The sequence below is a fragment of the Mesorhizobium sp. WSM1386 genome (genome assembly GCF_055901595.1).
The window spans coordinates 1,370,764-1,389,092 of record NZ_CM148373.1 but is presented as its reverse complement, the minus strand read 5'-3'; the positions used below and the strand labels follow the sequence as shown (position 1 = coordinate 1,389,092).

The 18,329-nt window shown below is 64.2% G+C and carries 22 protein-coding genes; 13 read left to right on the top strand and 9 right to left on the bottom strand.

Annotated elements, in window-relative coordinates; genetic code table 11:
- Window positions 1-117: 117 nt before the first annotated feature.
- The 6 genes from gap (at window position 118) to AC0NIH_RS06775 (ending at window position 7,513) form a co-directional block, all read left to right on the top strand.
- A complete protein-coding gene (gap, locus tag AC0NIH_RS06800) occupies window positions 118-1,128 on the top strand; it encodes a type I glyceraldehyde-3-phosphate dehydrogenase (protein WP_013892632.1) in 1,011 nt (336 codons plus the stop codon).
- A gap of 298 nt (window positions 1,129-1,426) precedes the next feature.
- A complete protein-coding gene (locus AC0NIH_RS06795; protein WP_473462922.1) occupies window positions 1,427-3,307 on the top strand; it encodes a potassium/proton antiporter in 1,881 nt (626 codons plus the stop codon).
- A gap of 158 nt (window positions 3,308-3,465) precedes the next feature.
- Window positions 3,466-4,662, top strand: a complete 1,197-nt coding sequence (locus AC0NIH_RS06790; RefSeq protein WP_473462919.1) for a phosphoglycerate kinase — start codon at window positions 3,466-3,468, stop codon at window positions 4,660-4,662.
- A 149-nt stretch (window positions 4,663-4,811) separates the two neighbouring features.
- Complete coding sequence (locus tag AC0NIH_RS06785) at window positions 4,812-5,837, top strand: class I fructose-bisphosphate aldolase (protein WP_224686839.1); 1,026 nt, start codon at window positions 4,812-4,814, stop codon at window positions 5,835-5,837.
- A 162-nt stretch (window positions 5,838-5,999) separates the two neighbouring features.
- Window positions 6,000-6,740: a DUF899 domain-containing protein gene (locus AC0NIH_RS06780; RefSeq protein WP_473462917.1), complete on the top strand. Its 741-nt coding sequence runs from the start codon at window positions 6,000-6,002 to the stop codon at window positions 6,738-6,740.
- Window positions 6,741-6,799: 59 nt separating this feature from the next.
- Window positions 6,800-7,513: an SGNH/GDSL hydrolase family protein gene (locus AC0NIH_RS06775; RefSeq protein ID WP_023763719.1), complete on the top strand. Its 714-nt coding sequence runs from the start codon at window positions 6,800-6,802 to the stop codon at window positions 7,511-7,513.
- A 32-nt stretch (window positions 7,514-7,545) separates the two neighbouring features.
- On the opposite strand, the gene AC0NIH_RS06770 is transcribed toward AC0NIH_RS06775, so the two are convergent.
- Window positions 7,546-7,707 carry a hypothetical protein gene (locus AC0NIH_RS06770; protein WP_023763718.1) on the bottom strand — a complete coding sequence of 54 codons (162 nt, stop codon included), beginning with the start codon at window positions 7,705-7,707 and terminating at the stop codon, window positions 7,546-7,548.
- Window positions 7,708-7,823: 116 nt separating this feature from the next.
- On the bottom strand, window positions 7,824-8,771 hold the full coding sequence (locus tag AC0NIH_RS06765) for a ring-cleaving dioxygenase (protein ID WP_473462913.1): 948 nt from the start codon (window positions 8,769-8,771) through the stop codon (window positions 7,824-7,826).
- Between the two features lie 55 nt (window positions 8,772-8,826).
- Here AC0NIH_RS06765 and AC0NIH_RS06760 point away from each other — a divergent pair, with 55 nt between their 5' ends.
- The 4 genes from AC0NIH_RS06760 (at window position 8,827) to AC0NIH_RS06745 (ending at window position 11,295) form a co-directional block, all read left to right on the top strand.
- On the top strand, window positions 8,827-9,237 hold the full coding sequence (locus tag AC0NIH_RS06760; protein ID WP_473463147.1) for a hypothetical protein: 411 nt from the start codon (window positions 8,827-8,829) through the stop codon (window positions 9,235-9,237).
- Between the two features lie 105 nt (window positions 9,238-9,342).
- Window positions 9,343-9,933: a DJ-1/PfpI family protein gene (locus tag AC0NIH_RS06755; protein ID WP_224686844.1), complete on the top strand. Its 591-nt coding sequence runs from the start codon at window positions 9,343-9,345 to the stop codon at window positions 9,931-9,933.
- Between the two features lie 66 nt (window positions 9,934-9,999).
- Window positions 10,000-10,407: a hypothetical protein gene (locus AC0NIH_RS06750; protein ID WP_473462911.1), complete on the top strand. Its 408-nt coding sequence runs from the start codon at window positions 10,000-10,002 to the stop codon at window positions 10,405-10,407.
- A gap of 168 nt (window positions 10,408-10,575) precedes the next feature.
- Complete coding sequence (locus AC0NIH_RS06745; protein WP_013892621.1) at window positions 10,576-11,295, top strand: helix-turn-helix transcriptional regulator; 720 nt, start codon at window positions 10,576-10,578, stop codon at window positions 11,293-11,295.
- A gap of 48 nt (window positions 11,296-11,343) precedes the next feature.
- Here the strand turns inward: AC0NIH_RS06745 and AC0NIH_RS06740 are convergent, their stop codons facing one another.
- From AC0NIH_RS06740 to AC0NIH_RS06730, 3 genes are all read right to left on the bottom strand, one after another.
- Complete coding sequence (locus AC0NIH_RS06740; protein WP_473462908.1) at window positions 11,344-12,039, bottom strand: DUF1013 domain-containing protein; 696 nt, start codon at window positions 12,037-12,039, stop codon at window positions 11,344-11,346.
- A gap of 433 nt (window positions 12,040-12,472) precedes the next feature.
- Window positions 12,473-12,613 (bottom strand): DUF1127 domain-containing protein, encoded by a 141-nt coding sequence (locus AC0NIH_RS06735; protein ID WP_013892619.1) that lies wholly within the window; start codon window positions 12,611-12,613, stop codon window positions 12,473-12,475.
- A 218-nt stretch (window positions 12,614-12,831) separates the two neighbouring features.
- Window positions 12,832-13,842, bottom strand: a complete 1,011-nt coding sequence (locus tag AC0NIH_RS06730; RefSeq protein WP_473462906.1) for an NAD(P)H-quinone oxidoreductase — start codon at window positions 13,840-13,842, stop codon at window positions 12,832-12,834.
- A 122-nt stretch (window positions 13,843-13,964) separates the two neighbouring features.
- On the opposite strand from AC0NIH_RS06730, the gene AC0NIH_RS06725 reads away from it, so the two are divergent.
- The 3 genes from AC0NIH_RS06725 (at window position 13,965) to AC0NIH_RS06715 (ending at window position 15,792) form a co-directional block, all read left to right on the top strand.
- On the top strand, window positions 13,965-14,159 hold the full coding sequence (locus tag AC0NIH_RS06725) for a DUF1192 domain-containing protein (protein WP_023763713.1): 195 nt from the start codon (window positions 13,965-13,967) through the stop codon (window positions 14,157-14,159).
- 90 nt (window positions 14,160-14,249) lie between these two features.
- Window positions 14,250-15,497 (top strand): MFS transporter, encoded by a 1,248-nt coding sequence (locus tag AC0NIH_RS06720; RefSeq protein ID WP_287387774.1) that lies wholly within the window; start codon window positions 14,250-14,252, stop codon window positions 15,495-15,497.
- A 31-nt stretch (window positions 15,498-15,528) separates the two neighbouring features.
- Entirely contained in the window at window positions 15,529-15,792 is a 264-nt protein-coding gene (locus AC0NIH_RS06715; RefSeq protein ID WP_023763711.1) for an ArsR/SmtB family transcription factor, read from the top strand.
- Between the two features lie 31 nt (window positions 15,793-15,823).
- Here the strand turns inward: AC0NIH_RS06715 and AC0NIH_RS06710 are convergent, their stop codons facing one another.
- The 4 genes from AC0NIH_RS06710 to AC0NIH_RS06695 all read right to left on the bottom strand — a co-directional run bounded on the left by AC0NIH_RS06710 (window position 15,824) and on the right by AC0NIH_RS06695 (window position 18,328).
- Window positions 15,824-16,288, bottom strand: coding sequence for an SRPBCC family protein (locus AC0NIH_RS06710; RefSeq protein ID WP_287270905.1), 465 nt, complete (start codon window positions 16,286-16,288; stop codon window positions 15,824-15,826).
- A 104-nt stretch (window positions 16,289-16,392) separates the two neighbouring features.
- Window positions 16,393-16,716: an ArsR/SmtB family transcription factor gene (locus tag AC0NIH_RS06705; RefSeq protein WP_031257398.1), complete on the bottom strand. Its 324-nt coding sequence runs from the start codon at window positions 16,714-16,716 to the stop codon at window positions 16,393-16,395.
- A gap of 5 nt (window positions 16,717-16,721) precedes the next feature.
- Window positions 16,722-17,378: a glutathione S-transferase family protein gene (locus AC0NIH_RS06700; RefSeq protein WP_473462902.1), complete on the bottom strand. Its 657-nt coding sequence runs from the start codon at window positions 17,376-17,378 to the stop codon at window positions 16,722-16,724.
- 113 nt (window positions 17,379-17,491) lie between these two features.
- Window positions 17,492-18,328, bottom strand: a complete 837-nt coding sequence (locus tag AC0NIH_RS06695) for an alpha/beta fold hydrolase (RefSeq protein WP_224686849.1) — start codon at window positions 18,326-18,328, stop codon at window positions 17,492-17,494.
- Between the last annotated feature and the right edge of the window lies 1 nt (window position 18,329).

Here is an 18,329-nt window from a genome sequence, read left to right as displayed (position 1 = left end):
CGTGGGCTGGCCTAACCTAATCGATTTAAATCCATGCCTCGAATGGCTGGATTCTTCGGCCGTCCGCCGCTATGAAGCTGCGGACCAAATTACCTTCCAACTCCCAGGGAGAGAAACATGACCGTCAGAGTTGCCATCAACGGATTCGGCCGCATCGGCCGCAACATCCTGCGCGCCATCCATGAGTCCGGCCGCAAGGACATCGACGTCGTCGCCGTCAACGATCTCGGCCCGGTCGAAACCAACGCGCACCTGCTGCGCTACGACAGCGTGCACGGCCGCTTCCCGCACGAGGTGAGCGTCGATGGCGACCAGATCACCGTCGGCAAGGAAAAATTCAAGGTCACCGCGATCAAGGATCCGACGCAGCTGCCCTGGAAGGAACTCGGTGTCGACATCGCCCTCGAATGTACCGGCATCTTCACCGCCCGTGACAAGGCCGCCGCGCACCTAACCGCCGGCGCCAAGCGCGTGCTGGTGTCCGCACCCGCCGACGGCGCTGACCTCACCGTCGTCTACGGCATCAACCACGACAAGCTGACCAAGGACCACATCGTCATCTCGAACGCGTCCTGCACCACCAACTGCCTGGCGCCGCTGGCCGCCGTGCTGCACGAGACGGTCGGCATCGAAAAGGGCATGATGACGACGATCCATTCCTACACTGGCGACCAGCCGACGCTGGACACCATGCACAAGGACCTCTACCGCGCCCGCGCCGCCGCGCTCTCGCAGATCCCGACCTCGACCGGTGCCGCCAAGGCGATCGGCCTCGTGCTGCCCGACCTCAAGGGCAAGCTCGACGGCATCTCGATCCGCGTGCCGACCCCGAACGTCTCGGTCGTCGACTTCAAGTTCATCGCCAAGCGCGCAACCACGGTGCAGGAAATCAACGAAGCGGTGATCGCCGCCTCCAACGGCAAGCTCAAGGGCATTCTCGGCGTCACCCATCACCCGAATGTCTCGATCGACTTCAACCACGATCCGCGTTCCTCGATCATGGCGCTCGACCAGACCAAGGTGATGGATGGCAACTTCGTTTCGGTGCTGTCCTGGTACGACAATGAATGGGGTTTCTCCAACCGCATGGGCGACACCGCGGTCGCCTTCGGCAAGACCATCGCCTGATCGAAGGTCCGTCTTCGCAAGACCCTGAAACGCCCGGCTTCGCCCGGGCGTTTTTCATTTGCCGGAGCCGCAACGGCTAGCCGCCCGAAAATCAGCGGCATAGGCCAAAAAACCACCCTCCCGCCTTGCACTGGCCATGCCTTCGCCCCACTCTCCGTTGAATCGGGAAAGCATTACAGCGCCACGCGTCCTCGGACGCGCAAAGGACGCTGTAACACTTTGACTTGGCGCATGATCCTTTCCGAAATCGATCCCGATTTCGGGGTCATGCGTCAGGAATTCGAGGGGCAAATCACGGATGGAGCATGCGATCTATCTCGTCACGCTGGTCGGCACAGCGCTTGTCGTCGCCGCCGCGTTTTCGAGCCTGATCGCCTTCCGCTTCGGCGCCCCCCTCCTGCTTCTGTTTCTCTGCATCGGGCTCGCCACCGGAACCGACGGCCTCGGCATCGAATTCGACAATGCCCGCGTCGCCTATTTTGCCGGCTCACTGGCGCTTGCCGTCATCCTGTTCGATTCCGGTTTCGGCACGCCGCTCAATGCCTTGCGGCAGGCGGCGGGGCCGGCGCTGTCGCTGGCGACCTTCGGCGTGCTGCTCACCACTGGCCTGTTCGGGGCCGCCGCCTACTATCTGCTCGACCTCAGCTGGCTGGAATCCTTCCTGTTGGGAGCTGCCGTCGCGTCCACCGACGCGGCTGCGGTGTTCTTCCTGCTGCGCGCCGGCGAGATCAATTTGCGCGAGCGCGTGCGCTCCACGCTCGAGGTGGAATCCGGCACCAACGACCCGATCGCCATCTTCCTCACCATCACGCTGGTCGAGGTCATCGCCGCCCATGCCAATCCTGAAACCAACGTCCTGATCACCAACCTGGTGCTGGGTTTCCTCGTCAACATGGGCCTCGGCGCCGTTGTCGGTGTGCTCGGCGGCCTCGGCATCGTGCGCCTCGTCGACCGGCTCAATCTCGACCATGGCCTGCTGCCGATCTTCGTGCTGACGCTATCGCTGATGGTTTTCGCCGCCGCCGGCGCCATTGGCGGCTCGGGCTTCCTGGCGGTCTATCTTGCCGGTCTCATCGCCGGCAATTCCGACATCCGCGCCGTCACCATCCTCAAGCGCTTCCAGGATGGCATGTCGTGGCTGGCACAGATCATCATGTTCCTGATCCTCGGCCTGTTCGCGACGCCCTCGCAATTCCCCGCGATCATGCTGCCGGCGATAGCGCTTGGCCTGTTCCTGATGTTCATCGCCAGGCCGATCGCGGTCTGGCTCTGCCTGATCCCGTTCCGCTTGCCTCGCCCTGAGGTCGCCTTTGTCTCCTGGGTCGGCCTGCGCGGCGCGGTTTCGATCCTGCTGGCCATCACCCCGCTGCTCGGCGGACTGGAGAATGGCCGCACCATCTTCAACGCCGCCTTCATCATCGTGCTTGTGTCGCTGGTCATCCAGGGCTGGACGGTCGGCCCGCTGGCGCGTCGCCTTGGCCTCATTGTGCCGGCGCGCCTCGGCCCGCTGGACAAGGTCGAGCTGGAATTGCCGGGGTCCGCCCACCACGAGCTGCTCGCCTATCGCGTAGCACAAGGCAGCCCGGTGGCACGCGGCGAGCGCATTCCGCGCTGGGCGCGGCCCTCGCTGGTGCTGCGCGACGGCCGCTCGATGCGCTTCCAGGACATGGGCCGGCTCGCCGCCGGCGACCAGGTCTACATCTTCGTACCCGACCGCTATCCGCGCCTGCTCGACAAGCTGTTCGCCAGCCGCGCGGTCGTCGATCCCGAGGACGCCGATTTCTTCGGCGCCTTCGCCGTCGACCCGGCGCGCTCGGCCGCCGAACTGGAAGCCGCCTACGCGCCGGGCCTGACCGAAGCGGAGCAGAAGCAGACCGTCGGCGCGCTGGTCACCGCGCGGCTCGGCGGCCATGCCGAATATGCCGACCGTGTGCTGATCGGTCCGATCGAGCTGATCGTCAGGGATGTCGATGACAAGGGCAGGATCACCGGGCTGGGTCTCTCCTTCGAGCCCACCGCGCCGGTGGCGCGGGTGCCGGTCTTCCTCAGTGCCGGCGAGATCGTCGACCGCCTCGCTGCCTTCATCCGCGATTGGCGCAGACCGGTGGTACCGCAGGTGGCGGCAAAGACAGATGACGCCCCTGAGCCGCCGGTCGAAAAGGCAGCGACAGGAAGCTGACCGCGGCGCTCGTTTGCGCCTCCCTCATCCACGTCGGCGCTGTCTTCACGGACTGTGTGCCCGCCCGCCTCAAAATTTCGTCCCGAAGCCAGCCCAAGTCTTGCATCGTAGCCGATGCGGGGTATGGTCCCGGCGATTTTTCGAGGAAAGGGATCGGCATGGCTGCCTTCAGGACACTGGACGACATCGGCAACATCAGCGGCAAGCGCGTGCTGGTGCGCGTCGACCTCAACGTTCCCGTCGCCGGCGGCAAGGTCACCGACGCCACCCGCATGGAGCGCATCGCGCCGACCATCGCCGAGCTGTCCGGCAAGGGCGCCAAGGTCATCCTGCTCGCCCATTTCGGCCGCCCCAAGGATGGCCCCTCTCCCGAATTCTCGCTGGAGCCGATCGCGAAAGCGACGGCGCAGGTGCTCGGCCGTCCCGTCGGCTTTGCCTCGGACTGCGTCGGCGACACGGCGGGAAGCGCGGTCGCTGCAATGAACAAGGGCGACGTGCTGCTGCTCGAAAACACCCGCTTCTACAAGGCCGAGGAGAAGAACGATCCGGCCTTCACCGAACGGCTCGCCGCCAATGGTGACATCTTCGTCAACGACGCCTTTTCGGCCGCGCATCGCGCCCACTCCTCGACGGAAGGGCTGGCACACCTCTTGCCAGCCTTCGCCGGCCGCACCATGCAGGCCGAACTCGAAGCATTGGAGAAGGGCCTGGGCAACCCGGTCCGTCCGGTCGTCGCCATCGTCGGCGGCGCCAAGGTCTCGACCAAGATCGACCTGTTGATGAACCTGGTGAAGAAGGTCGACGCGCTGGTCATCGGTGGCGGCATGGCCAACACCTTCCTCGCCGCGCGCGGCACCAATGTCGGCAAGTCGTTGTGCGAGCACGATTTGGCCGCGACCGCCAAGCAGATCATGATCGAGGCGGCCGAGGCCGGCTGCGCCATCATCCTGCCGGTCGACGGCGTCGTCGCCAAGGAATTCAAGGCGGGCGCTGCCTGCGAAACCGTCGCCATCTCGGAGGTGCCGGCCGACGGCATGATCCTCGATGTCGGCGAAAAGACCGTGACGGCCGTCGGCGAATGGATCGACCGCGCCGCGACGCTGGTCTGGAACGGCCCGCTCGGCGCCTTCGAGATCGCACCCTTCGATCACGCCACGGTGGCCGCGGCCAAGCATGCCGCGGCGCGCACCAAGGCCGGCAAGCTGGTCTCCGTTGCCGGGGGCGGCGATACGGTGGCAGCGCTCAACCACGCCGGTGTCGCCGACGACTTCACCTATGTCTCGACCGCCGGCGGCGCGTTCCTGGAATGGATGGAAGGCAAGCCGCTGCCCGGCGTCGACGTGCTGAAGCGGTAGGCATTCCAGGAAAAACGGGCAATCCGATCAACTCGGCGAGAGCCGGAGAGGCGGCCCGGGACTTTCAATCGATTCGAGCTTTCCGATGCCATTCCTTTGGCGGTAGACTTCCGTTATGCGCGGAAGAACCCCTTCAGGAGGAAGCAAGTATGAGCGAACGTCTCGAAGACATTGCCGCCGCGATGGTGGCGGGCGGCAAGGGCCTGCTGGCCGCCGATGAAAGCTCGGGCACGATCAAGAAGCGCTTCGACGTCATCGGCGTCGAATCGACCGCCGATAGCCGCCGCGACTACCGCGAGATGATGTTCCGCGCCAAGGACGCGATGACGAAGTATATTTCCGGCGTGATCCTCTACGATGAGACCATCCGCCAGAAGGCCGCCGACGGCACGCCGCTGGTCGACATCATCAAGGCTTCAGGCGCCATTCCCGGCATCAAGGTCGATGCCGGCGCCAAGCCGCTGGCCGGCTTTCCCGGCGACACCGTCACCGAAGGCCTCGATGGCCTGCGCGAGCGGCTTGCCGACTATTACCAGCTCGGCGCCCGCTTCGCCAAATGGCGCGCGGTGATCGACATCGATACCGGCAAGGGCGTGCCCTCGGCCAGCTCGATCGCTGCGAACACCCACGCCCTCGCCCGCTACGCAGCGCTTTGCCAGGAAGCCGGCATCGTGCCGATCGTCGAGCCGGAAGTGCTGATGGACGGCGCCCACGACATCGACACTTGCTACGAGATATCGAAGGCGACGCTGATCAAGCTCTATGACGAACTCCACGCAGCCCGCGTCGTGCTCGAAGGCACGATCCTGAAGCCCAACATGGTCCTGTCGGGCAAGAAGTCAGGCACGGTGGACAGCCCTGAGGAAGTCGCCGAGAAGACCATAAAACTGTTCCGCCAGACGGTGCCCGCGGCGGTGCCGGGCATCGCCTTCCTTTCCGGGGGCCAGGAGGACGAGGAGGCGACCGCAAACCTCAGCGCGATCAACGCCATCGGTCCGCACCCGTGGAAGCTGACCTTCTCCTACGGCCGCGCGCTGCAGGCCGCCCCGCAGAAGGCCTGGAGCGGCAAGGCTTCGAACGTCGCCGCCGGCCAGGCCGCCTTTACCCACCGCGCCCACATGAACCACCTTGCGGCGCTGGGTAAATGGAAAGCGAGCCTCGAACAGGCCGCCTGACCACATCTTTTTCGTCTTCCTTCAAACCCGGGCCGCCGCGCCCGGGTTTTTGTTCGTGGCATGCCGGGCTTGGGACGGCGCGTCTCCATCCTTATCTCCTTGGCGGCGATGTCGGTTTTCGCTCGTCCCGAACGTCCTTGGGATGCAGACAGGGAGAGATACATGCATCGCAACAAGGTTGTTTCACGCGAAGACTGGTTCCAGGCGCACAAGGCGCATCTGGCTCGCGAGAAGGAACTGACGCGGCTTCGTGAGCGCGTCGCGGCCGAGCGGCGCGGACTGCCGTGGCTGAAGATCAGGAAGGACTATGTCTTCGAGACCGGGCAAGGACCGAAGAAACTGGCCGACCTGTTTGGCGCCAACAGCCAGCTGATCGTCTACCATTTCATGTTCGGTCCGGGCTGCTCGCATCATTGCGAGGGCTGCTCCTTCCTTGCCGACCACATCGACGGCGCCAATCAGCACCTCAAGCACCACGACGTGTCGCTGGTCGTGGTCTCGCGCGCGCCGCTGGCCGAGCTTCTGCCCTACAAGCAGCGCATGGGCTGGAAGTTCGACTGGGTGTCGTCCTATGCGTCGGATTTCAACTTCGACATGCAGGTCTCCTTCACCGACAGGCAGATCGCCGCCGGCGAAACCACCTACAATTTCGAGACCCGCCCCCGCACCTCGAAGGAACTTCCCGGCACCAGTGTTTTCTACAAGGACGAGACCGGCGACATCTTCCTCACTTTCATGTCGCGGGCCCGCGGCGGCGAGGCGCAGATCGGCACCTATCACTATCTCGACATGACGCCGAAGGGCCGCAACGAGAACGGTCCCTATCACGGCCTGATGGACTGGGTGCGGTTGCATGACGAATATCAGGACAACCAGGCCGGCAAGTCCAACTGCTGCGACTGAAGGCGTTCACCTCGGCCCGAACATGCGCTAAGCCTGCCTGATCATTTCACGGTATCGCCATGCGCTTCCCGGCCCTTCTCACCTGGCTCGCCTACCCCGTCTACGTCTGGCAGGGCTTGGGCGTGCGCCGTCGCACCACCCGCATGCTGCCGGCGCAGGGACCGGTCATGCATGAAATATCAGGCGAAGCACCTGCGATCTCGCTGCTGGTGCTGGGCGACTCCTCGGCCGCCTCGGTCGGCATCGGCAATTCCGAGGACGGGCTTGCCGCGCAACTCGCCGTGATGATTTCGCGGCGCACCGGCCGCACGGTCCGCTGGCGCGCCGCCGGCTTCAATTCGGCGACATCGGGCCAGGTCCGCGATCATGTCCTGCCCAATCTGTCGGCCGATCCGTGGACGCACATCGTGCTGGCCATCGGCACCAACGACACCAAGAATTTCCACTCGGTGCCGCGCTTCAAGAAGGAGTTCGGCGGCCTGCTCTACGGCCTGCGCGCCAAATGGCCGGAGGCGCGCGTGGTGTGGTCGCCGGTGCTGGAGTTCACGCGGGCACCGGCGATGCCGTCGCTGCTCGGCAAGATCCTGGAAGTCCGCGCCACCGCGATGAACCGAATGGGCGAGCGCCTGTGCCTAGAGCGCGGCGCGGTGCCCGCACCTCGCCTGCCGATCACCGATCCCGAGGCCGGCTTTGCCTCTGACGGCTTCCACGCCTCGGAGGCCGGCTACCGGGCTTGGGCCGAGCATCTTGTCGGCCCTGTGATCGCCGGCTGAACGCCAACCGGGTAGGCTCTGTCTTGGCCGCCCTATGTCAAATGCCCGAGCACGGCGGCCAGCGAGATCGCGGCCATGGCGAGCAGCGCCAGCTTCCAGAAATCAGCCCGTCGCTTGAGCCCGGGCCAGCCGAGCGGCTTGATCAGCTGGATGACCATGAAGCCGATAATGACAAGGGCGAGGAATTTCGTCATGCCGCCTTTGACCAGCAACGTGGCTGGCTGTCAAAGCGGATCGTCCGGTCTCCGGGAAAGAACCGGCGCCGCGATCCCGAACCGGGACGAGGCGCCGGCCTTGAGCACGCAGCGGCCTATTTCAGCGGCTTCAGCCCAGCCTCGATCGAAGCGCGCATTGCTTCGAGGAATGGCGGCAGGGCCAGGCTTTCGCCCAGCGTCTCCAGCGGCTCGTCGGCGGTGAAACCCGGCCCGTCGGTGGCGATCTCGAACAGGATGCCGTTCGGCTCGCGGAAATAGAGCGAGCGGAAGTAATAGCGCTCGACCTCGCCGCTCGACGGCAGGCGGAATTCGGCCAGGCGCGCCGTCCACTGATGCAGCGTCTCCTGGTCCGGCGCCCTGAACGCAACGTGATGGACCGCACCGGCGCCTTGCCTTGCCGGCGCGACACCTGGCTGCACCAGGACATGCAGCTCCGCCGCCGGCCCACCCTCGCCCATTTGAAAGACGTGAACCTGGCCTTTCGGCGACGCATACTCCCGCGCCTTGCGCATGTTCATGACCCCCCTCACCACCGCCTCGGTGTTGGTGATGTCGGGGACACTGATGACGATCGGTCCGAGCCCGCGGATCTGGTGCTCGGCCGGCACCGGACTTTGCGCCCAGGAATGACTGTCGCCCTTGCCGCCATCGCTGACCAGCCGCAGGCGCTGGCCCTCGGGGTCTTCGAAATCCAGGCTGGCATAGCCGCCAATCTCGGCGATTTCTCCTGTCGCGATCATCTCGCCGGTCAGGCGCTGTTTCCACCAGGCAAGACTTTCCCGGCTGCCGACCCTGAGGCCGGTCCGCACGATGCTGTGCGTCCCGCGCCGCTCGCTCCCGACCGGCCAGTCGAAGAAGGTGAGGTCGGTGCCCGGCGTAGCCTCGCCGTCAGCGTAAAAAAGGTGGTAGGCCGACGTGTCGTCCTGGTTCACCGTCTTCTTGACCAGCCGCAACCCCAGCACCTTCGTGTAGAAGTGAAGATTGCCGGGCGCGTTGGCCGTGATGGCGGTGAGATGGTGGATTCCTGTCAGTTGCAGGCTCATGGGTGTCTCCCTGTTGTTGGGGGGAATTTTCTCCTTCCATATCGGAACGGCAGCCATGACGCTGAAGGCCACGCGCTCCGACAGTCCGTCGCCGCTGATTGAACAACGGCAGATTGATTTTCCCCTAATCAGTGAACAATCCGCTGTCGGTAAGCTGGTCGGAAGCCGTGGTCCCAAGAACCACACCCCGGCGACCCGCGCCCGTCCGCGCTATTGTCGTGCGCCTGCCATCCTCCTGACAGACTGCTGTCAGGAGGGGTATGCGATACTGCCTCCAGTCAGAGAGAGGAGAATAGTCATGAACGGGTTTACCATTCTTCGCGGCGTGCAGCACTATGTCGGCAAGGTGCGGACCATGCGCAACGAAATCCGCACCCAGCGCTTCATGAATTCGCTGCCGGCGGACATCCGCAAGGATATCGGCTGGCCGGACATGTGTGCCGATCGTCGCCATCGCGGCAATTGAGACAAGATTTTCGAGACAGCGCGTTGGACATGGGCGCGTCAACGCCCAGATATATCGCGACATGCATGAAAACAAAGTCCGGCGCTAAAGGGATGGAGCGAGCTTATGCCTGATCGGAAGACAATCGGCTTTCTGTTCATCGAAGGCTTCGCCGACTGGGAATATGGCTTGCTGGCGGCCTCGGCGGTGGAATGGTTCGGCGCCCGCGCCGTCTCGCTGACGCCTGAAGGCAAGCCGGTAACCGGAATCAGCGGTTTTCGGCTAACGCCCGACCGCTCCGCGAGTGTCGATGAGAATGCAGATCTCGATGCCGTCGCCGTAATCGGTTCCGATCAATGGGCGGGCAAGGCACAGCCGGATGTCGCAGGACTGCTTACGGCCGTCGCGTCCCGCGACGGCGTCGTTGGCGGCATCTGCGCCGGGACGCTTGCGCTGGCCCGGGCCGGCCTGTTCGCGAAGGCCAGGCATACCAGCAATGGCCGCGACTGGATCAACCGCCACGAAGCCGGTTATGCCGGCGACATCAACTACCAGGACGTCCTGCATGCCGTGGCCGACGGCAGGATCGTTTCCGCGCCGGGTTCGGCGCCCGGCACCTTCGCCCTTGCCTTTTTGCAGACGCTCTACCCCGAAAAGGGCGGCGATCTCGCGCAGATGCGGGGGCTGTTCGCCAGGGAGTATGCTGAAGCCTCCTGACAGTATGCTGTCAGGAGCTGCGTGCGATGGTGGGATAATGCGCATGGCCGGCCGAGAGGACGATCGATGAAAAGCTGGAACGACAGGCTGAACACGCCGGGCGTCAACGGCGTGAAACCAACGCCGCGCACGATGGGAGACGTCGTCGAAGGCCAGCCGATGCTGGTGCCGACGGCGCGGCAGGTCGACGATTTCATCCGTTCCATTCCCCAAGGGGTCGAGATGGACGTGCGCGCGTTGCGCACCGCGCTTGCCGTCGAACATGGCGCCGAAGTGACATGCCCGGTCACCATAGGCTATCATCTGCGCACCGTTGCCGAAGCCGCCAGGGAGGACCTCGAACGCGGCATGACGCTGAGCGACATCGCCCCGTTCTGGCGCGTGCTCGATGCGAAGACGCCGACAACGAAAAAACTGTCCTTTGGCGCGGAGTTCGTTGCCGCGCAGCGCAAGCGCGAAGGGCTGAAACCTTAATGCATGTCATTTGGAAGTGGATCCTGTCCGGGAGCCACTGCATGCAGGGAGCAATTCCGGTGTGGAACGGTTTTCCGTCCGGAATTGCATCAAGACAAAGAGTTGGAGCACGTCGCCGTTTCCATGAAACGGTGAACTGCTCCGGGAAAAACACTGGGGAAGCAAACGATGCGCCGCGCCGACAGGCTCTTTCAGATCGTGCAGCATCTGCGTGGTGGCCGTCTGGTCACCGCCCAGAAGCTCGGCACGTGGCTCGAGGTTTCCGAGCGAACGATCTATCGCGACATAGCCGACCTGCAGTCGACCGGGGTGCCGATCGACGGCGAGGCTGGCGTTGGCTACATGATGAGGGAGGGTTTCGACCTTCCGCCGCTGATGTTCACGCGTGACGAGATCGTGGCGCTGGTTGCCGGCGCGCGCATGGTGCGCGCCTTCGGCGGCGCCGCCATGGCGCGTGCCGCCGACGAGGCGCTGGTCAAGATCGGCGCCGTGCTTCCCGATGCCGAGAAGGACCGCATTGCCCGCACCGAGATCCACACGCCAATGTGGGTGGTCAGCGATGCCGCCCGCGAGGCGATCGACCTGATCGAGCGCGCGGTGGAAAAGCGCCAGGTGCTGACCATCGACTATTCGGACGAGGCAGGGCGCGGCACCGCGCGCGATATCCGGCCGCTCGGCCTGTGGTTCTGGGGCAAGGTGTGGACGCTGGTCGCCTGGTGCGAGATGCGCGACGACTTCCGCGCCTTCCGCATCGACCGCATCGCCTCGGTGGTCATCGCCGGCCGCATCTTCAAGCCGGAGCGCGGCAAGCAGCTCGCCGACTTCTACCGCGCGGTGGAACGCAGCGAGGACTACGGCATGGCGCCGGACCGCGCCGCGCGAAACTGACAAAAAAGCCCGCTCGAGCGGGCCTTTTTGTCGTCATGTTGCGGGCGCTCATTCCTCGTCGCCGAAATCCTCATCCTTCGACTTCAGTGCCGAGAGCTTGGCGAACACGGCGTTGGCATCGAGTTCGGCGTCCTCGTCCTTCGGCTTCTCCGGAGCCGGCACCAGCCGCTCGGTCAGGGCCGCCGGCAACAGCGTGTCGCCGACCGGCTGCGCCTGTTCGCGGCCACGCGAAGCGCGGTTGACCTCCATGTCGAGGTCGATCTGCGAGGCAAGGCCCAGCGTCACCGGGTCCATCGGCTGCAGGTTGGCCGAATTCCAGTGCTTGCGTTCGCGGATCTGCTCGATCGTCGACTTGGTGGTGCCGACGAGGCGCGAAATCTGCGCGTCCTTGAGTTCGGGATGGTTGCGCACCAGCCACAGGATGGCATTCGGCCGGTCCTGGCGCTTCGACAGCGGCGTATAGCGCGGGCCTTTGCGCTTGGATTCGGGCACGCGAACCTTGGGGTCCGAAAGCTTCAGCCGATGGTTGGCATCCTTCTCGGCGCGCGCGATCTCGTCGCGGGTCAGCTGGCCGGTCATGATCGGGTCCATGCCCTTGATGCCTTGCGCCGATTCGCCATCGGCGATCGCCTTGACCTCGAGCGGATGCAGCCCACAGAACTGCGCGATCTGCTCGAAGGAGAGCGCGGTGTTGTCGACCAGCCAGACGGCGGTCGCCTTGGGCATCAGCAGCGTATTGGCCATTTTTAAAAATCCTTCTCGTTCGCCCGCGTTCCCGCGCGGGCGGTGGTTTAGAGCCACCAAAATGGGAAATTCGCGGCCTGTATAACCGTTCCCTGCCCGTTTCGCAACGTTTTTGGATACACTCGCCGGAAACCGCGAACCGGAGGCTAACGGAACGGCTCGGCGCCCTTGAGCAGCGCCACCGGCCGGGTCTGCTGGCGGGTTGGCGTCACCACGCCTCACGCGGCAACCGCCGGCCAAAGTGGCATGCTGAAAAGTGGGGCAAGCCCGCCGCCGCCGAAATCGCAAAATGGCTGGCCGGCCGCTTTCTCGGCCCCAAAAAGACAAAACCCGCCGGACAGTGTCCAGCGGGTTCGGAACCGGAGACGGGTAACGTCTCGACGGCTCTACTTCCAGGCGTGAGCCCGGCCCTGCGGCCGGGTCGCGCTTGAAGTCAAATCGCCTGACGGGCGATCCGTTCGATGTCGCCACGGTTGATGCCGAGGTCGCTGAGCTGACGTGCGTTGAGGCGGTTCAGTTCACGCACGGTCTCGTTGTACATACGCCAGTTACGGAAAGCGCGGATCGGGTTCATGGTAGTCCTCCAAATGGGGTGTTCGTTTCGATGATGCTCAAATAGTCATCATCGAGGGCGACTTGAATGGCTGATTTTGCATAGCAATGATGCAAATGCTGCATTGCAGCATTAAGCTCTTGTTCATCTTGTAGGCAGGCGGACGCGCAGGCCCAGGACGCAGAGATACCGGTCAGGCAGGCATCACCGAATGTCGATACACCTTATTCAACAGCCTGCTAGCCGACGTCGAGCACGATCTTGCCGATGTGCTCGCCCTCTTCCATCCGCTCGTGCGCGCGCCAGGCTTCGCCAAGGGGGAAGATCATGTCCATGACGGGAGCAACCTTGCGTGTGCCAAGCAGGGGCCACACCTGCGCTTCGAGCGCCGCCGCGATCGCCGCCTTGAATTCGACGGTACGCGGCCTCAGCGTCGAACCCGTATGGGTCAGCCGCTTGACCATGATTTTCGAAAAATCGGCGCTGGCGACAGCACCGGCCTGCACGGCGATCTGGACGATGCGGCCCTCGACCGCCGCGGCCTCGTAGTTTCGCTGGACATAATCGCCGCCGACCATGTCGAGGATGACATTGGCGCCCTTGCCATCCGTCGCCTCCTTGACCGCCGTGACGAAATCCTCCTCGCGATAATTGATCGCCCGGTCGGCACCGAGCTTCAGGCAGGCGTCGCACTTCTCCTTGCTGCCGGCGGTGGTGACGACATAGGCGCCGAAGGCCGAGGCAAGCTGGATCGCCGTGGTGCCGATGCCGGACGAGCCGCCATGCACAAGCAGTGTCTCGCCCTTTTTCAGGCCACCGCGTTCGAACACATTGTGCCAGACGGTGAAGTAATTCTCCGGCACCGCCGCCGCTTCGGTGTGGGTGAAGCCGGCCGGCAGCGGCAGCACACTGCCGGCATGGACCTTGACATATTCGGCATAGCCGCCGCCCGGCGTCAGCGCGCAGACCCGGTCGCCGATGCGCCAGCGCGATATCTCGTCGCCAAGGGCGGCGACTTCACCCGACGCCTCGAGGCCCGGCAGGTCCGATGCGCCGGGCGGTGGCGGATAGGCGCCCTTGCGCTGCTGCACGTCGGGCCGGTTGACGCCGGCGGCATGCACCTTGATCAGGATCTCGCCGGGACCGGGCTGCGGCACGTCGCGCATTTCCGGTTTCAGCACCCGTGGGCCGCCCGGCTCCGAAATCGCGATCGCCGTCATCCTTGCCGGAATTTTCTGTCCGCTCGCCATGAAGTTTCCCGTCTTTCCTCGCCGCATTCTTACCGGCTGTTTGCATCGACACCCCCGCCCTATGTATGCTCATTGCCAAATCAGGCAAATGGCCAATCTGGTGTGGCGGAGGAGGAGCAACGATGGCGATCTTCGACGACGAACCCAAGAAGAAGGCGCGCCCGCACGAAATCGGGCAGGATCTGGCGCTGCTGTCCGTCGGTGAACTGTCGGAGCGGATAGGCATCCTGCGCGACGAGATCGCCAGGCTGGAGGCGGAACTCAAAACCAAGGACAGCACCAAGTCGGCGGCCGAGGCACTGTTCCGCCGCGGATAATCCGTCAGCGGCACGGGCCGCCGCCGAAAAGCCCGAATGCGACTGTCTTCAGACCCTGTCACCCGTTCCAGAGTCCAGCCGGATCAAAAAATGCTCGCATCCTACAGACCGATCCTTTCCCTGCTTCGCGGCACCGCCTTCCTGCTGGCGGCATCGGGGCTGCACGGGCTGTTGCTGCCGCTGCGCGGCCAGGTGGAGGGCTTCTCGACCGCATCGCTCGGCCTGATGGGCACGGCCTGGGCAGGCGGCTTCGTCACCGGCTGCTTCTTCGCGCCGCGCATCGTGCGCCGTGCCGGACATGTGCGCGCCTTCGGCGCCTTTGCCGCCTCCGGTGCCATCGTGGCGCTGCTCACCGGTCTCATCATCGACGAATATGTCTGGATCCTGCTGCGCGCCTTCACCGGCTTCACCATGGCCGGCGCCTTCATGGTCATCGAGAGCTGGCTGAACGAGAAAGCCACCAACGAGAACCGCGGCACCGTCTTCGGCCTCTACATGATGGTCACCTATGCCTCGATCATGGGCGGACAGATGATCGTCGCCGGCGGCGACGTGAAGTCGGCGTCGCTGTTCATGATCACCGGCATCCTGTTCTGCCTGTCCTTGATCCCGACCGCGGTATCGACGGCGTCGCACCCCAAGCCGCTGCAGGACGTCAAGCTCGACGTCAAAGGGCTTTACGCCAACTCGCCGGTCTCCGCGATCGCCTGTCTATTGATCGGCATCGCCAATGGTGCCTGGGGCACGCTCGGTGCCGTCTATGGCGCCCGCATCGGCATCTCCACGGCGGAAATCGCCTTGATGATGAGCCTCGTGGTCGTTGCCGGCGCCGCCATGCAGCTTCCCGCCGGACGCCTGTCCGACAAGACCGACCGTCGTTTCGTGCTGGCGGGTGCCGCCTTCGGCGCGGCGCTCGTCGCGCTCATGATCTTCGTGTTCGAACCGCGCTCCGGTGTCTTCGTCATCGTCTTCACCGCAGCCTACGGCGCCTTCGCCTATACGCTCTATTCGATCGCCGTCGCGCATGCCAACGACCACGCCCGGTCGGAGGATTTCGTCAAGGTATCGGGCGGGCTGCTGCTGCTCTACGGCTTCGGCACCATGATCGGGCCGTTGCTGGCCGCGGCCCTGATGGGCTGGATGCGTCCGGAGGGCCTGTTCCTGGCAACCGCCTTCGCGCATCTCTGCCTTGGCGGCTACACGCTGCTGCGCATCAGCCGCCGCGCCCCGGTGCCGATCGAAGGCCGTGACGCGTTCAAGACCCAGCCGGCCGACCGCTCCGTGACGCCGGAAGCACTGCGTCTTGACCCAAGAAGAAAAGCAGAAGCAAGCAGTTGAGATTCGAAAGACTTTGCCCCACAAATAAGCGATGATGTTTTCCGACGCCTTCATGGCGATCGCCGACCCCAATCGGCGCCACCTTCTGGAAGAACTTCGACGCGGCCCGAAGACCGTCAACGAGTTGGCAGCCGGGCTGCCGGTTTCACGCCCGGCCGTCTCACAGCATCTGAAAGTTTTGCTCGACGCCGGTCTGGTCCATGCCAAGGCCGAAGGCACGCGGCGTGTCTATACAGTAAGCAACGCCGGCTTCCTGAGACTCAACATCTGGCTCGATCAATTTTGGGAAGCCTGATTTTTTGATGTGCTTGCCGGCTTCTCGTCCTTCAGTTGCCGGAGCTTAAAAAAGCGCCAAGCAAATCGAGCAGCACCCCGGTCCCGTGCTCACGTGTGTCCGACGTGTCGTGACCGTCGAGGAAAGCACCCTGCTCGGTCAATACCAGCCGCGTGCCCTTGCCTTCGGCGCGAAGTTCGATCGTGGCCAGCGATACCGAGATGCGGGTTGCGCCGAACAGCATGTCATAGCTGTAGACGATGCGCTGGTCCGGCACGATGTCCTGATAGGTGGCGGTGTAGACGTGGATCGGCCCGTCCTTCGGCCCGCCGGCATTGACCTCCTTGCCGCCGACGCGAAAGTCCAATTCAAAACGGCCGGGCATCGGGTTGTTGGGATCGGTGAACCAGCGCCGCTTGGCGTCCGGGTTGCTGAGCGCGAAGAAGACTTTCGACGGCGGCGCCGGATAGAGGCGCTCGATGACGAAGGTGGAGTGGACAACGGATCGTTCGGTCATGGAATGCGTCCTTGTTGGTCAGCTGGATTGGTTCTGTGGAATGAAACCGCCGCAGCGGTGGTCCGATCTGCTTTTGCCGGGCATCAGGTGCCTCCTGCCTGGTTTCAGCTTTCGGCGAGAAAGTCGCCGAGCCGATCCAGCCGGCGCTCCCAGGACAGACGTCGCTCGTTGATCCAATGTTCGGCCGCTCTCAAGGCTTTCGGCTCGATCTGGCAGGTCCGCACCCGCCCAACCTTGCGCGTGCGCACCAGCCCGCTTGCCTCCAGAAGGTTCAGGTGCTGGACGACGGCCGACAGCGACATCGCCAGCGGCTCGGCCAGCTGGCTGACCGAGGCAGGGCCGCGCGACAGCCGGTCGACCATCTGCCGCCGCGCCGGATCGGCGAGCGCCTGGAACATCAGGTCGAGCTGGGCGGGATCGTGCAGCATCGCGGTCAGCCGTTATTGTAGGGGAAGAGCTTGAAGTAGGGCTGCGCCTCCTCGATCACCCTGCTGAAGGCGGGGCGCTGCAGCAAGCGGTCGTGATAGCCTTTCACGGCCGGGTATTTGTCGCCGAACGGCTCCACCTTGTTGGCATAGAAGAGCGCCGGAGAGGCCGCGCAATCGGCCATGGTGAAGGCATCGCCCATCGCCCAGACCTTCGACTGCATCTCCTGCTCGACGATGGCGTAGGAATTGCGCAGCTGGTCGCGCGCCTGCTCGACGCCGAACGGATCGGTCTTGTCCTGCGGCCGCAACCGGTCGCCGACGATCTTCTGCATCGGCTCCTGCACATAGAAATCATAGAAGCGATCGGCTTGGCGGACCGCCAGCGCCTGGTCAATATCGGCGGGAACGAGTTCGACCGGCCCTGGATAGTGCGCGGCCAGATATTCGACGACGATGGTCGATTCCAGCACCGTGCGGTCGCGCGTATCGTCGCGCAGCGCCGGCATCTTCCCGGTCGGCGAAATCTTCAGGAAGGTGCCCCGCGAGCAGGCATCGCCGAGATCGACGATGACTGGCGTGAATGGCGTGCCGTTCTCGTAAAGCGCGATCAGCGGCTTCCAGCAGAAGGAGGCCAGAGGATGGAAGTGAAGGGTCAGGGACATTCTTTTCTCGTCCGTTTCTGGTTTATCGGAGGCCGGATGCTCGCGCCTTTAACACTGAAGCGTTTACTTAACTATTGCGGCAAGCTTGTCCGTCAAGGCTCGCCCGGGACGTCTCAATTGGATCGGATATGCGCGACAATGGCGGCGGCGATCGCCGGCCAGTCTTGCGGATGCATCTCGTGGCCCCCGCCTTCGACGCGCAGGAGTTTCGCGCCGGCGACCGCCTTGGCGAGTGCCTCGCCATGCTCGACCGGGAAGATCGGATCGGTCGTGCCGTGGATGACCAGCAGCGGCGCCGTCATCTCGTGCAGGCGGCCGTTCCATTCATCACTTCCCTTGAGCAGGAAGTGATTGGTGGCGCTCAGGAAACCACCGGAACGGTCATAATCCCGTTCGATAAAGTCTCTCATTCCGGCCTCGTCGAAGGGATGCGCCGTGCTGGCGATCGCCCTGATATCCCGGACCATGAAATCGATCACCTGGCCGCGATCCGACCAGTCGACACCAGCGCCCTCGGCCGAATGCTCGGCGTAAGCATCGCTCATATGCGGCAGATGCGAGGTGTCCATGCCCATCGGCGAGCTGCTGATCACGATCAGCGACGCGACACGGGAGGGATGCTTGAGCGCCACGCGTTGCGCGATCATCCCGCCCATCGACATGCCGGCGACATGCGCCTTGCCGATGCCATGGCTGTCGAGGACACCGATCGCATCATCGGCCATGTCGTCGAATGTGTAGGGCGGCTCGCCGGGCGGATATTTGGTCGAGCGGCCGGTATCGCGATTGTCGTAGCGGATCACGTAGAGGCCGGCATCGGCGACTTTCCGGCAAAGCGCCTCCGGCCACCAGAGCATCGAGGCCATCGCGCCCATGATCAGCAGCAGCGGGGGATTTTCAGGATCGCCGAAAGCTTCGGATATGATCTCCGGGCGATTGATCGTCGTCATC